The organism is Devosia sp. (assembly GCF_025809055.1).
In the GTDB taxonomy this organism is placed as follows: domain Bacteria; phylum Pseudomonadota; class Alphaproteobacteria; order Rhizobiales; family Devosiaceae; genus Devosia.
The window spans coordinates 341692-354035 of record NZ_CP075529.1; the positions used below are offsets into that span (position 1 = coordinate 341692).

Annotated in this window: 8 protein-coding genes and 1 riboswitch; of the genes, 5 read left to right on the plus strand and 3 right to left on the minus strand. The window is 63.2% G+C overall.

What is annotated here, in order from left to right; translation table 11 throughout:
* Positions 1–38 precede the first annotated feature (38 nt).
* Together KIT02_RS01675 and KIT02_RS01680 are read right to left on the minus strand one after the other, a co-directional pair.
* A complete protein-coding gene (locus KIT02_RS01675) occupies positions 39–878 on the minus strand; it encodes a MurR/RpiR family transcriptional regulator (RefSeq protein ID WP_297581436.1) in 840 nt (279 codons plus the stop codon).
* Positions 879–971: 93 nt separating this feature from the next.
* Positions 972–1937 carry a DMT family transporter gene (locus KIT02_RS01680; protein ID WP_297581439.1) on the minus strand — a complete coding sequence of 322 codons (966 nt, stop codon included), beginning with the start codon at positions 1935–1937 and terminating at the stop codon, positions 972–974.
* Positions 1938–2035: 98 nt separating this feature from the next.
* Positions 2036–2178: riboswitch (FMN riboswitch) on the minus strand.
* Between the two features lie 229 nt (positions 2179–2407).
* Here KIT02_RS01680 and KIT02_RS01685 point away from each other — a divergent pair.
* Positions 2408–3826, plus strand: a complete 1419-nt coding sequence (locus KIT02_RS01685; RefSeq protein ID WP_297581442.1) for an MFS transporter — start codon at positions 2408–2410, stop codon at positions 3824–3826.
* 72 nt (positions 3827–3898) lie between these two features.
* On the opposite strand, the gene KIT02_RS01690 is transcribed toward KIT02_RS01685, so the two are convergent.
* Positions 3899–5905, minus strand: a complete 2007-nt coding sequence (locus tag KIT02_RS01690; protein ID WP_297581445.1) for an aldo/keto reductase — start codon at positions 5903–5905, stop codon at positions 3899–3901.
* A gap of 213 nt (positions 5906–6118) precedes the next feature.
* Between KIT02_RS01690 and KIT02_RS01695 the strand changes: the two genes are divergently transcribed.
* From KIT02_RS01695 to KIT02_RS01710, 4 genes are all read left to right on the plus strand, one after another.
* Positions 6119–7033 (plus strand): helix-turn-helix domain-containing protein, encoded by a 915-nt coding sequence (locus tag KIT02_RS01695; RefSeq protein WP_297581448.1) that lies wholly within the window; start codon positions 6119–6121, stop codon positions 7031–7033.
* Positions 7034–7040: 7 nt separating this feature from the next.
* The gene (locus KIT02_RS01700; protein ID WP_297581451.1) at positions 7041–9185 is read left to right on the plus strand and encodes an adenylate/guanylate cyclase domain-containing protein; all 2145 of its coding nucleotides are present in this window, start codon (positions 7041–7043) and stop codon (positions 9183–9185) included.
* A 178-nt stretch (positions 9186–9363) separates the two neighbouring features.
* Positions 9364–11019, plus strand: a complete 1656-nt coding sequence (locus KIT02_RS01705) for a type I secretion system permease/ATPase (RefSeq protein ID WP_297581454.1) — start codon at positions 9364–9366, stop codon at positions 11017–11019.
* Positions 11016–12335, plus strand: coding sequence for an HlyD family type I secretion periplasmic adaptor subunit (locus tag KIT02_RS01710; RefSeq protein WP_297581457.1), 1320 nt, complete (start codon positions 11016–11018; stop codon positions 12333–12335). Before KIT02_RS01705 ends, KIT02_RS01710 begins: the two co-directional genes overlap by 4 nt.
* The last annotated feature ends 9 nt before the right edge of the window (positions 12336–12344 follow it).

Sequence of the window (12344 nt, forward strand, 5' to 3'; positions counted from 1 at the left end):
AAGTCCGTTTTGGAACAAAAATTCTAAATATGACCAGATCAATGCTGGCGGCGCTGCTCCGCGACCATGACCGTCAGGGCCATGGCGAAGGCCATGCTTGCTGAAAGCGAACGGAAGCCGGCGTGATCGGTCTCGACCACCTCGAACCACAGGCTGGCGCACTCGGCCAATGGCGAGAAGGCAGAATCAGTCAGCGCCACGATTGGAACGCCACGGGCCGCCAATGCCCGCGCCTGCCCGGCGCTTTCGGAGGCATAGGGGGCAAAACTGACCGCGAAAGCAGCATCGCGCGGTGTGGCAAGCGCAAGCAGGTCGTCGTCGATACCAGCGGCTGAACCGGCGAGTTGGCAGCGGATGCCGAGCTTGCCAAAGGCATAGGCCATGTAACTGGCGATCGGGTAGGAGCGGCGCTTGGCGACGAGGTAGATGGTTTCGGCTTTGGCCAGCAATTCCGCCGCCAGGGCCAGGGTTTGAGGGTCTATGGACGATGCCAGCGTGTCCAGGCTCTGCTGCGCCGCGACAACGAAATTGTGCAGGACTGCGGAGCCATGGGGTAGTCCCGCGCTCCCCTGTTCAAGCTGGCGCAACCGGTCTTCATAGCTGGATGTGCGCTCGCGCAGTCGCAGTCGGAATATCTTTTGCAGGCCCGAAAACCCGTCGAACCCAAAAGTCTGGGCGAAGCGTACGAGGGTGGAGGGCTGCACATGGGCAGCCGCCGCAATCGTGGCGGCCGTGCCAAAGGCAATGTCGTCCGGATGGTCGAGGGCAAAGACGGCGACCTGCATCAGGCGCTTGGGCAATTCGCCCCTGCGCTCAATGATTGCGCTGCGAAGCGCTTCAAAATCCTGAGGGGCTGGCTGTGTGGCGCCGTCCGGCATGGAACCTCCCGATTTCTTCGGTGGTACCATAGGGCAGGGGCGCATTCCAGAAAGTTTGTTCCATTTCTGGAATGCGCTGTTTTGCTCGGCAGACTAGGCAGCGGCCAGTCTTGGGCTGTCCTGACGTTCGGCCCAGAAGATGAAGGCAGAGGCGGCAACGATCAGCAGCGCCCCAGGCCAGAACCACACGGTCGGCACCTGGCCGAGGGCGATCCACGCAACGAGGCCGCCCAGGAACACTTTTACGTCCGAGAACGGCTGCAGATACGTGGCGTCGGCACTGCGATAGGCAAAAGCGAGCAGATATTGCGCGCCGGCAGTGAGCGCGCCCAAAAGCAGCAGGAGCCACAGGCCGGTGCCATCGGGCAGGGCAAACGGAAAGCCCGTCGCAACGCCCGCAGGCAATACGCCGGCAAAGGCGTTGACCAGCAACAGGATCGCCAGATGGTTCGGTGTCATCAGCACCAGCAGGGAAACTGTCAGCGTTTGCGGGCTTTCACCCTTGAGCGACAAATGCTTGGTGAGCACGTCGGTTGTGGCCCAAAGGGCGGCTGCGACAACCGGGATCAGCGCCTGCAGCCCCAGGCCGTCAGTGCCCACGCCCGACACAAAGATGGCGCCTACAAATCCCAATAGGCCAGCGGCGATCCGGGCCACCGAGACCTTTTCGCCGAGGAACAGCACCGAACCGACAATGACGAAGAGCGGACCGGTGGCCAGCAGCGTCACCATCTGCCAGACAGGAACGCCCGAAGCAAAACCATAGACGAAAACATGGACGCCCAGGGCAGAGACAAAGGCCCTGACTTCATGGGCAAGCGGGTGACTGGTGCGCAGATTGCTGACCCCGATCCGCAGGATCAGCGGCAAGGCAAGGATCGAGGCGATCAGGTATTGCCAGAAGGCCATGCCGGTCGAACTCATGCCGAAGCCGCCATATTCGGCGGGTGTCGGCAGAATGGACTGCAGCGTGTTGGAGCCGGCAAACACCAGACTGGCGGCCAGCATGAAGAAAGCGCCGGTTGCGGCGGCATTTCGGGTAGAGGAAATCTGGTTCATGTGTCGTCCTTTCCGTAACCAGTTTCCTCAGGGTTACGGGAGACGACGGGCCGGGAGCAGCGCGGCACGAAGTGGCGCGCGCCCGGCAAGGCGCTTGGTCCCGTTCTCTTTCATCCGGACTATACCGTCGGCCCCGGAATTGCACCGGATCTGCTGACCTCTCGAAGCCGAGAGCGCTCGCGGGCTTGGCATTGCTGCCTTTACCGCCGGTGGGGAATTTCACCCCGCCCTGAGAACAATGCAGGCGAACCTGCGACCGGCAATTTATGCAAGCCAGGCCCGGCGAGCAAGTGCGCACAAAGGTGTAACCGTGCGCAGTTCGCGAACAGCAGAGAAAATTTGTTCGTGATTCTGGCAATGCGCACCGGCCTCCGGAAACGACATCACCTGCTCAACGATTGGGCACTCACCCCTTGCTTTCCTCCCGAAAAAGATTAAACAAGGAATTGCTTGTTTAATAGGACATCATCATGTCGGACACAGTCGAAGGCCGTTGGGCCGAGATTTTCGGACCCCGCTATCTGCCGGTCACCACCATCCTGGCGCTTGGTGTGACCCTGTTTGCGTTCAACGCTTTCCTGTCCGCCGCGGCTTTGCCCTCGGCGGTGCAGGACCTGGGCGGGGTGGAAGTCATCTCCTGGGCGACGACGCTATACCTGGTCTTCGCCATTGTCGGCGGTGCCGCCGCAGCGCTGCTGAAGCGCCGGCTTGGCTCGCGCGCGTCCCTCATTGGCCTGGCCGTGATTTTTCTGGTCGGCACGCTGATCGCCGCCATTGCCAGCGATATGACCCAGGTCCTGATCGGCCGTTCGGTGCAGGGGTTTGGCGAAGGCGTGGTGGCAGCACTTTGCTTTGCCCTCATTCCCGAGCTTTTTCCGAGCCGGCTGGTGCCCAAGGTCTTTGGAATGCAGGCCGTTGTCTGGGCGGTGGCGGCGTTTGGCGGCCCGGCCGGGGCAGGGGCGTTGACCGAGTTGATCTCCTGGCGCGCGGCCTTTTTGATCAATGTGCCGTTCGTGCTGATCTTCGTCGTCATGTGCATGCTGGTGGTGCCGCGTGGTGAAAAGTCTGCCGAAGCCGAGAGCTTTCCCGGCCTGCGCCTGCTGACCATTGGCGCAGGAACCATGCTTGTGGCACTGGCCGCCGTGGCGCCGCCGGTGCAGGCCGTCCTGCTTTTGATCGGTGCTGCGATCCTGCTGGTCATCGCCGTGCTGCTCGATCGCCGGGCGATGCAGCGGCTCATGCCTACGGACGCTTTTTCCCTGCGTACGGCCGTCGGTTCCGGCCTGTGGGTCTTTTTGCTGATGCCGGTGGCAGGGGCTGCGACCGCCGTCTATCTCATCATGCTGCTGCAGCAACTCTGGGGTTTCGGACCCACCCAGGCCGCGATAACCGCCGCCGTTATGGCCGTCGCCTGGAGCCTGTCGTCGGTGACTGTGGCCAATGTCCGCCAGCGCTCGACACGCCGCATTCTGATCCGCACCGGTCCCTTGCTCCTTGGGGCAGGGCTCATTCTGGTGCTTTTGGGCCTCGAATGGTCGCAGTTCTGGGTGCTTGTGGTCGGTCAGGCCATGGTCGGCCTCGGATTTGGCATATCCAATGGCTACATCATGCTGACCATCATGGAGGCCAGCAGCGCCGAGGAACGTGATCGCACATCGGCCCTCCTGCCGACAACCCAGTCGGCCGGAAACGCGCTCGGTGCCGCCCTTGCCGGGGTCGCCGCCAATGCCGCCGGCTATCCCCTCGCGGTCGGCAATGCCGAAGTCCTGGCCTCTATCGTGCCGCTTTTCATCATGGCAGCTTTGTTCGCTGTCCTGGCCTTCCTTGCCGCGCTGCGCCTGGTGCAACTGGCCAAGGTGACGCCTTTGGCAACATTCGCCGAAGAATAACCAAAACGGCCCCCGGACGACTTAGCCGGGGGCCGTTCTTTCTAATGCTGAAGAAGCGGAGGCCGCTAGGCCTCAGCCCTGCTCAAGCCATTTCACCTGTTCTGCCGTCAGCTCGATTTCGAAAGCCTTGAGGCTGTCTTCAAGTTCGACCAGGCGCCGTGGCCCAATGAGCGGAACACTCGGGAAGGCCTGCGCCAGCACATAGGCCAGCGCCACGTGGATCGGCGAGTGGCCCAGTTTTTGTGCAAGCTCGATGGCCCGATCGCGGCGGCCGAAATTCTGGTCGTTGTACCAGCAGCGAACCAGTTCCTCATTGTCGCGCTTGTCCCGCCCGGCCAGATCGGTGAAGAAACCACGCGCCTGGCTGGACCAGGAGAAGTTGGTGATCTGGCGATCGATCAGCCACTGCTTGAAGTCCGGCGTGGAGGCGGTGACGCAACCGGCCCATATCGGGTCGAGCATTTCGGCCAGCGCGAAATTGTTCGAGAGGGCCTGCGGGGCGGTCTTGCCATTGGCCTTGGCATAGGCAATCGCCTCGTCCATGCGTTCGCGCGTCCAGTTCGAGCCACCATAGGGCCCACGGATGCGCCCGGCCTTCACCTCGGCATCCATGGCATCGACGAATTCGCCGACCGGCACGTCCAGGTTGTCGCGGTGCATGAAATAGACGTCGACATAGTCGGTCTGCAGGCGCTCCAGCGATTGGGTCAACTGCTTGGCGATGACGTCGGGATAGACCAGCGGCGAGTGGGCGCCCTTGCCGATCAGCACGGCCTGTTCGCGCACGCCGCTCCGCTTCTGCCAGTCGCCGAAGAGCTTTTCGGTGTAGCCGCCGCCGTAGATAAAGGCCGTATCGAAGACATTGCCGCCCCTTTCCCAGAAGGCGTCGAGCAGGATGGCGCCCGAGGAGAAGGTCTTGAAGTCCTCAAAGCCCAGCGCAACCGCCGAAGCCTGCTTGGAGAGGCCCGGAATGGAGCGCTTGGGAATGACGCCCTGATTGGCGCCGAGCGTGCGGTTGTCGAGCGTCTTGGTACGGACTGCGGGCTTTTCGATCGAGAATTCGATCCCCGCATCGGCGCGCCACTTGTCCAGAACGCGCAGATTGCCAAGTGTGTCGGCCCAGCTCATGCCCGGCGCGTCAAACTCCTGGCGGCCACCGAGAATGGCCAGCGAGGCCGCTTCCGCCTCGAAGGAATAGACATGGGCACTTTCGTTGACGCTGATCGTCTCCGTCTTGCCGCCCTTGACGATATCGATCTGCCCGAGACCCTGATCACGATTGCCGCCGGCAAACCAGAAGTCGGGAACATCGATCCGGCCTTCAGAGCCGTGGATGCGCAGGACATTGTCCAGGTTGGCCATGACGGCGCAGGACACCTGGGCAACCACACCATTTTCGAAGGTGAGGAGCGCCGCCGCGAAATCATCGGTGCCTTCGGCATTGAGTCGGGCGGTACCGGCAATCTTGACCGGGTCTGCGAACGGCTTGCCGGTAATGGCGCCGGCAAGCAGCCGGGCCATGGACACCGGATAGCAACCGACGTCCATGATGCCGCCACCCGCCAGGGCCGAGGCGAACAGGCGGTGCTGCGGCTGGAAAGAGCCCATGTTGAAGCCGAAGCTCGACTGGATCATGCGCACTTCGCCAATCACACCGGACTTCACCAGTTCGAGGATTTTGGCCGTCTGCGGATGCAGGCGATACATGAACGCTTCACCGGCAAAGGTGCCGGCCTTGCGATGGGCGTGGAAGACGGCATCGGCTTCATGGGCTGACAGGGCAAGCGGCTTTTCGACGAGCACATGCTTGCCCGCTTCCGCCGCCTTGATGGCCCATTCGGCGTGGCCCGTGTGCGGCACGGCTATATAGATGGCATCGACGTCCTTGTCGGCCAGCAGAGCCTCATAGCCCCCGACGATTCGGGCGCCCGGAAAGGTTTCGGCCAGGCCCGGGCGGTTCGGGTCGCGCGTGGCGATGGCGACCAGCTCACCATGGGCTGCGGCCGCAACGCCGTCGCGGAATGCCTTGGCAATGCTGCCTGGCCCGATAATGCCCCAACGAACTTTGGTGTCGGTCATGGCAGGTCCTTATGCTTGGGGCGCTCGCCCGCATGGGCGCGCCTCTGGGGAAACTGAAGTGGAGAAGGATAAAGCGGAAAGTGGCCGCAATCCGCCCATGCGGTCGCCGGCATCCCTCCCTTTTTAATTGCTCTTCTCCGGAGCGGTTCATAAGTTAGCGCGCATCTCGTAGGGGTCGCGCCGCAAGGGCACACCGATAGCGCGGAAAGTAAGATGGTCGAGCGTAGTTTTTACGAGCCGTCGGTCAATGGTGTTGAACGCCTGCCAACAGCGCTGCATGTCTTTTACGGTTCGCCCCGCATCATGCTTGCATCCCACTGGCACGCCCAGGTCGAGGTCAACTACATCGTGCGCGGCTGGGCCCATTATCGCATGGGCGGGCACGAGGTTACCTTTTCGGAGGGCGATATCGCGCTGTTCTGGGGCGGCCAGCCACACCTGCTCGACGATGCGTCCGATGATGTCGTCTATGCTGGCGGCCACCTCCCTTTGGTCCATTTTTTCCGGCTGCGCCTGCCTGAAGACGTGCAGACCCGGCTGATGCAGGGTGCGACCCTGGTCAGCCAGGCCACCGACGCCACCGATCCGGTCAATTTTGCGCGCTGGCGCGACTATGCGCGCTCGGGCGATCCCATGCAGGCCAGTGTGGCCGTGGACGAACTTTTGCTGCGCATCGAGCGCCTGCGGTTCTCGCCCTATGCGCTCCTGCCGGACCGCACCCTGCAGCGCGACGCCAGCGGTTTTGACCAGCACGTTTCCCCGATTGTCGTCCGCATCTGCGACTATATTGGGGACAATTTCCGTGAAGAGATCGATTCAACAGACATCGCTGTGGCTGCCGATATCCACCCCAAATACGCCATGACCGTGTTTCGGAAGTGTACGGGCATGACCCTGGCTGACTATGTCACCCTGCTGCGCCTGTCCTATGCACAGGCCCTGCTGATGCGCGATGAGGCCAACGTTCTTCAGGTAGCCATGGACAGCGGCTTTGGTTCGCTCAGCGCTTTCAACAAGTCTTTCCGCAAGATCGCCGGCATGTCCCCGGGGGATTTCCGCCGCGAAGTGCGCACGAGGCCCAGTGTCGGCACCACACCCATGGTGCCCCCGCCCACGCATGTGAACTGAGCCGCCAATGGGTCGGCGCTGGACATCGCTCCTGTTCGGCCTTGCGGTCATCATGGCGCTGGGCGCGCTCAGGATCAGCGATCCCTATCCGGTGCGGGTCGCGCGCGAGACAACCTTCGACCTGTTTCAGCAGATCAAACCCCGTGACACGCCGCCACAACTGCCCATCCGCATCATCGACATCGATGAGGCCAGCCTGGCGGAACTGGGCCAATGGCCGTGGCCACGGGATATGCTGGCCGATTTGACCACCCGCCTGGCCGAGCTTGGCGCCGCCGCCATCGTCTTCGACGTCCTGTTCAGCGAGGCCGACCGGCTGTCGCCAGCCAGGTTCGTCGACCGTGGGACCGATAATGACGAGATCTTCGCCGAAGCGCTCGCCGGCAGTCCCTCGGTCCTCAGCCTGGCGCGCGGAGTCGGTGGCGCACCACCAGACGCCGGGCCCAAGGCGGGCGTTGCCATGACCGGGGAGGACCCCCTGCGTCAGGTGGCAGAAATCGGTGGCGCGGCGCAGCCATTGCCGGACCTGTCGGCAGCAGCGCAGGGCGTTGGCGTCGCCAATCTCGGCCGGGACAGCGCCGGCATTGCCCGCCGTCTGCCGCTCATCTGGCGCCAGGGTGAGCGCGTCTATCCCGCCCTGGCCATAGAGGCCCTGCGCGTGGCCCAGGGGGCCTCGACCCTGGTGGTCCTGGGCGATACCGCCGGGGGCGGCACCGTGGAACAGGTGCGGGTCGGTGACCTCGTCGTGCCGACCGGGCCATCGGGGGACATCTGGCTCTATTACCGGGAGCTGCCGGAGGACCTGGCGCTCCCGGCCCGCGAAATTTTTGTCGATGGCTATGGACAAATGGCAGACCGCATTGCCGGCCACATTGTGCTGATCGGGTCGTCGGCAAGCGGACTTCTCGATATCCGCGTCAACACGCTTGGCGAAGCCGTCGCCGGCGTCACCATCCATGCCCAGGCCCTCGAGCAGATGCTCACGGGAATTTTCCTCCAGCGTGCCGATTGGGTGGTCGGGCTTGAACTGCTGATATTTGCGATAACCGCCATGATCATCGTCCTCGCCGTGGTCATGACCGGGCCCATGTCGGGCCTTGCCGTCTCGCTCACCGCCGGCATCGCCATCGTCGTTGTCTCGTGGGTGGCCTTTGTGGGGCCGCGCCTGCTGATCGACCCGAGCTTTTCCCTCTTTGCAGCACTGATCGTCTATGCGGCCATGGCGTTCTACCGCTTCGCAGTGACCGACGCCGACCGCCGCCGCATCCGCCGGGCCTTTGGTCATTATGTCGAGCCGTCCCTGCTGACCCGCATCGAGGCCGATGCCAGCCTTTTGCGGCTGGGTGGCGATCTCCGGGATCTGACGGTGATGTTTTCCGATGTCCGCAACTTCACCACGCTGGCAGAAAAGACCCCGCCCGCCGAACTTGTCGCCAAGCTGAACCGGCTGTTCGCCATTCTCGGCAAGTCCATCGTTGGCCACCATGGCACGATCGACAAGTTCATGGGCGACGCCGTCATGGCCTTCTGGAACGCCCCCGCGGAACTGGATCGCCATGCGCTGATGGCCTGCCGCGCCGCCCTCGACATGCGCCGGTCGCTGGCCGAGCTCAATGCATCGAGCAATGACCCGATGACCATCGGCATCGGCATCGCGACCGGCCCGGCGCTGGTCGGCAATATGGGGTTCGAACAGCGCTTCGACTATTCCTGCATCGGCGACACCGTCAACGTCGCCAGCCGCATCGAGGGCGCCTGCAGACGCGTGGGCCACGACATCCTGGTTACGCAGCCCACTGCCCAGGCCGCCCCCGAATTTGCCTTCCTCGATCTCGGCTCGGTCGAACTCAAGGGCATGTCCGAACCCGAACCGGTCCTTGCCTTGGTCGGCGACGAAACCATGCGCGCAAGTCCCCCCTTCGCGCGCCTCCTCGACGCGCACGCGGCCCTTCTCGACCTGCTGAGCGCTGGCGGGACGCCTAGCGCAGAAATCGAACCGGCCCTGCACAACTGCGCAAAGCTGGCCGACGCCACCCAACCCGGCCTCAGCGCAATCTATCGGGCCATGCCCGAACGCCTGTCGGATTTCTCTGGCCAGCCTGTACCCCAGGAAACAGACCTAGTAATGCGCGGTGGTCACAATGTCGTTTAGTCGCCGTTGCTTCCAGGCGGTGTCAAACTTACTGCAGAGGGCTGGCCTTGCAAAAACATGTGGCCTTGGTCATTGATCGGGTAACTACTCTGCGAAGGCACGACAACAGGATTGGGCTTTGGCCATAACCAGTTCAGACCAACCCGGATTTCTAAAGTTGCGCCTTACGGGACCGGCTATGGGTCTTTTTGCCGTGAGCATGGTGTCCAACCTGCTCATGCTCACCGGCCCCATGTTCATGCTGCAGATCTATGATCGGGTGCTGGCCAGCCGCTCAGTGCCGACGCTGATCGTGCTGACCGTACTGATCTGCGCGCTTTTTGGCTTCTACGCATTTCTCGAGACACTGAGGAGCCGCATGGCGGCCCGCTTCGCTGACGTCCTGGACGCCAGGATATCAGGGCGGCTTTTCGATGCTTCCGTCCACTACAGGCTTTCCAGCGGCAATGCCCGCTCATCCGACCCGGTTCGCGACAGCGACCAACTCCGCCAGTTCCTCTCTAGTCCCGGTCCGCTCAGCCTTCTCGATCTGCCATGGGTGCCTGCTTATCTTGGCGTCGTCTTCATCCTTCACGTCTGGCTGGGTTGGCTGGCCGTGGCGGGGGGACTGGTGATTGTCGTGCTGATGATCTGCAACGAAGTCGTGTCACGCAAACCGTCCAGCGAACTCACCAGCCATCAGCAGGTCCGTCAGCGCCAAAGCGATGACGCGCGCAACAATGCAGAGACGGTCATGGCCATGGGCATGCTGGACACGCTCCGCACCCGATGGACCGCGCAATCTCGCCAAATGCTTTCGGCCCAGCGGCGGGGCGGTGACCGGGCATCGCTCTTCTCTTCGCTGACCAAGGGGTCGCGCCTGCTTCTGCAGTCGCTGGTCCTGGCGCTCGGCGCCTACCTGGCGATACATGGCGATATCAGTCCGGGCCTGATGATCGCCGCGTCGATTATTACGGCGCGTGCCCTTGCTCCGGTTGAGCAGATCGTGGGTCAATGGCGCAGCTTTGTCGGTGCCCGTCAGGCCTGGGGCCGCATCCGCCGGGTACTTGATATCAAACTCCCGGGCGAGCGGGCCGTCAGCCTGCCGTTGCCGACACGCAGTATTGCCGTGCGCAATCTGGCGACGGCCCCCGCCGGTCTGGATGGTGCGCTGGTGGCCGGCATCAATTTTGAACTGCATGCCGGTGAGGGCCTTGGCATTATCGGCGCCTCTGGCTGCGGAAAGTCCTCTCTGGTGCGCGCCATCATGGGGGTCTGGCCCGCCCGGGCCGGTGAAGTGCGATTCGATGGCGCGCCACTAGGACATTATCGACCCGATCAGGTCGGCCGGATGATCGGATACCTGCCGCAGCGGGTGGACCTGTTCGATGGTACGATTGCCGAGAACATCGCGCGTTTCCGCCCCGACGCGACGAGTGAAAAGATCATTGCGGCGGCGCGGCTTGCCGGCGCCCACGACCTCATCAATGCACTCGAGGACGGCTACAATTCGCCGGTAGGCGAACAGGGAGACCGCCTGAGCGGTGGTCAGAAGCAACGCGTGGGACTGGCGCGGGCCCTCTATGACAACCCGTTCCTGATTGTTCTGGACGAACCCAATGCCAATCTCGATTCCGAGGGCGACGCCGCCATGACCCACGCCATCCAGCAGGCGCGTGCGCGCGGCGCCATCGTCATGGTCATTGCTCATCGCCCGAGCGCCATCGCCGGGGTCGAGAAAGTCCTCTACATGCAGGCCGGTCGCCAATTGGCTTTCGGTGCCAAGCACGATGTCCTCCCGCAGATACTCGAACCAGCCGGAAACGTCCGCCCGATGAAGGCGCCGGGCTCATGACGGGCGATGGGGGCGGCATTCGCGAGGATCTCGGCAGTCTGAGGCGCCATGGTCTGGTGGGCCTGATCGCCGTTGTCGTCCTCTTCGGCGGCATGACGGCATGGGCGGCTGTCACCGAGATTTCGGGAGCCATCATTGCCCATGGCGTGCTGGAAGTCGAAGACAGCGCCAAGCGCGTGCAACATCCCGATGGCGGCGTTGTCGAGCAGGTTCTCGTGCGCAACGAGGACGTGGTCGAGGCCGGGCAGTTGATCGCGGTTCTGGAGCGCACCACCATGCTGGCGGCGGTTGCCCTGGCGGAAAACCAACTGCGCGAGGCCTATGCCCGCGAGGCTCGGCTGGTTGCCGAACTGGCCGGCGCAGCAGAAATAGCGCGTCCGGACGCAGCCCTCGAAATTTTCTCTGAAGCCGAAATGGCTCCCCTGCTTGCCCTCGAGCAGGAGGTGCTGACCGTGCGCCTCCAGGCTCGGGATGGCCGTATCAACCAGCTCAATGAGCAGATCGTCCAGCTTGATCGCCAGCGTGAGGGTATGCAGACGCAGCAGGTGGCGGTGGAAAACCAGATCGCTCTGGTAGAGACGGAGATCGAGGATTTTGAATCCCTGTTCGCTGATCGCCTTGTGCAGGCCAGCCGCGGCTCTGCCCTGAACAAGGAACTGGCGCTGGCGCAGGGGCAGTTGGGGCAGTTGACTGCTTCGATAGCGGCGACCGCGGCCGCCGGAGCCGAGCGGGCTCTGCAGATCGAGCAGATCCGCGCCGAATTCGTGTCGTCGGGCCTGGCAGACCTGCAACAGGCGCGGAGCGTGATCGGAGAGGCCAGTCAGCGGCGGATCGCCGAGCGCGAGCGACTGCGCCGGGCCGAAATTCGTGCGCCCCATGCTGGCGTAGTCCACGAATCTATCCTGCACACGGTTGGCGGCGTGGTCGGCGCCGGGGAAACACTCATGTTGATCGTACCGCAGGACGAACGTCTGCTTGGCGCCGTACGGATCAGTCCGATCGATATCGACAAGGTGGTTGCCGGGCAGGAGGCCGTGGTGCGCTTGCCTGGGCTCAATCCGCGCACGACGCCTGAACTTTTCGCGACTGTAACACGCGTCGCGCCGGACCTGACGCTCGATCGCGTCTCGGGGCAGTCATACTACGCAGCTCGTATCACCATTCCCGCCGAGGAAATCGCACGGCTGCCAACTGGCACCGCATTGCTGCCGGGGATGCCGCTCGATGTCTATGTGCAAACCGGCGACCGGACAGTCCTGTCATACCTGCTTCATCCCGCGACTGAGCAACTCAGCCGCGCGCTGCGCGAGGAATAGGCGAACCTG